3 protein-coding genes are annotated in these 2,428 nt (G+C 45.2%); all 3 read right to left on the bottom strand.

What is annotated here, in order from left to right; genetic code table 11:
* Nucleotides 1-674, bottom strand: a 674-nt coding sequence (locus AC1WIP_RS14575) for an SCP-2 sterol transfer family protein (RefSeq protein ID WP_481142509.1), incomplete at its 3' end; no start/stop codon positions are given.
* A gap of 12 nt (nt 675-686) precedes the next feature.
* Nucleotides 687-1,283, bottom strand: coding sequence for a rhomboid family intramembrane serine protease (locus AC1WIP_RS14570; protein WP_481142508.1), 597 nt, complete (start codon nt 1,281-1,283; stop codon nt 687-689).
* Nucleotides 1,284-1,370: 87 nt separating this feature from the next.
* Nucleotides 1,371-2,428, bottom strand: a 1,058-nt coding sequence (locus AC1WIP_RS14565; RefSeq protein ID WP_481142507.1) for a DUF6382 domain-containing protein, incomplete at its 5' end; no start/stop codon positions are given.

Raw genomic sequence — 2,428 nt, 5'->3', positions numbered from 1 at the left:
TCATTAAAGAGCATATCCCGAAACAAACTCGTCAGTTCCTGAATATCCTCCTTTTGTTTTTGTACATAACCATCATCAGAGACATATCGGGACAGCTGCTCCGTCTCCTGAGGCGTCAGGTCAATGGCCTGAGAAATGGATACCTTCTGCCGTACAGCCTGATTACTCGCCGGGAAACTGGCCATTTTCTGGTTGATTGTCCGGTACATATTCTCTGCCTTTTTTTCTATAATGCGAACATACTCCTGATTCATTTCCAGTGCTACCGTATTATCAATATAACCACAGATACCGCTGCAGGGGAGACCTCCCAGGATTTCCCATGCAGTGGAAAGATTCAGCTTAGCTTCCCTTTCCCCGTATGTAGTTGACATCACAATAGGGCACATATATATTTGAGAAATTTTCTCTTTATCTCCAAACAGCCAGCAGGCGTCCAGAAACTGCTGCATATATCCGCCAATTCCATACCATTCCACCGTAGTCGCAAGGATAATACCGTCAGCATCTTTTAATGTCTGCGGCAGGGTAGGTATGGTATTTTTGCATTCATACAGATTGTAGCGTGTTACATTCACACGCAGTTCCTCCAAAATTTCCTGCATCTTATTGATTACAAACAGGGTGGGATCATCAATAATGCCTCTCCCCCCATAGTAAATATTAATGTTCAAAGCTGCACCTCTCTAACCACGCGTTCTTTTTGTTCTCCGTTCAATCAGGCACATAAGCGTTCCTCCCAAAAAACCGGTCAAAAGTCCACCTATATGCGCGGCATTGTCAACGTTATACCCGGTAAACCCACTGTACAGGGAATACGCAATCATAAGCATCACTCTTGCGGGCGTCACGTTTTTCATAGGCCTTGGCGAAAACAAAACCATCGCCAGCAGCACTCCATCCAGTCCAAATACCGCCCCGCTTGCCCCAATGGAAGCAGAAGGGTCATTTGTCCTTAGTTTGCCAAACAGCGACAGCAGATTTCCTCCGATCCCTGAGAGAAAATAGAGAATGCCATAACGCACATGTCCTGTTTCTCTTTCGATCATTGCCCCTAGAAAGAATAGAATAAACATATTATTGAAAATATGGCTCACTGAGCTGTGCAGAAACATTGACCAGATAATCCTGCCGTATTCTCTCTCCACCATCACGCCCCATATGTTCAGGCTCCCTCTTTCATATAACAGGCTGCCCGTAAAAGTACATATCACATATACAATTACATTCACCGCCACCAAAGCCACGCTGACAATGGGCCAGTTTCTCCACCTCTGTAACACAGCATACTTCCTCTCAAAGATATCTCTTTACAATGTACCACTGTTTGCCCCTGTCCGTCAACCAAAGCATTTTCTGATTTCTTTTTTCTATCGATATATCATTACGGTTCTCCCAATTTTTATTTCATCCTCTTCCTCCAGCTTCTTCTTTTCATAAGGCTGCATTCTCAGTCCATTTTTAAAGGTACCGTTGGTGGAATTCATGTCCTCCAGATACATCCCCTCCTTTTCTTTACATATTCTGGCATGAACCCTGCTGACGGCCACATCCTCCAGCACCAGGTCGGACTCGCTTTTCTTTTTACCAATTGAAAACACGGTTTTGTCAAGCCTTGCCAAGAGCCGCCCTTCCCGCGTGTAAAGTCCATGCGTTCTCTCCCGCTCCTCCTGCTTCGTCTCTATATAAATGGTTTTTCCCAGCTCCGGTTCCTCATAAGCCGTATCCTCCGCAACTGCGTAACCGCTCATAGCCTGCCGCATTTCCTGTTCATACAGATTCCTCATTTCCCTGTTTTTTCTTTTTTTCCCGTCCCAAAAATGCAAAAATCCCTTTTTATCCTTTATTTCCTCCGGCAGCATGCTATCCATTTTCTGCATTGTCTCCGGCTCTTTGTCTTTTTTCAGCTCTTCCTCCTGATGTTGATTTTCTTCCCAGACGTTTTTATCCTCCCGTTGTTCCAGCGCCTTTGCGTCTTCAAATATTTGAGCCTGCAGGTACGCCTCGCCGCTGTGTGTAAATCGATCATACATTTTATAGACACATTCCACGAGCGTCTCGTCCTCATAATCAATGCGCTCCACCCAAAAATCCAAAAGTTCCAGAAACCCGCCTTCTCCTTCATAGTATGGGACATAGACAAAAGAAAACATATTATTTTCCAAATCCTGAAAAATCTGACCAGGCTGCCAGAGAATATTGCGGTAATCCAGCAGAAACCTTTCCAGCTCCCGCATGATCTGCCCAAGCCCCCACATAAAATCCTTCATCCACTGCCTTGTCAGGAAACGGCTGCTGTAAAGCTGCGCAATGCTCTGGCGCGAGGTAATATCATAATATAAATAAGCCGATCCGTTGATATAGCGCAGGCTGCAGGAAAGCAGTCCCCTGATTCCCCCTCTGCTTAGAATGCAGTACTGATATTTTC

The sequence above is a fragment of the Acetatifactor sp. genome, assembly GCF_982438285.1.
The sequence above is the reverse complement of the archived record's forward strand: the minus strand, read 5'-3'. Positions and strand labels throughout refer to the sequence as shown.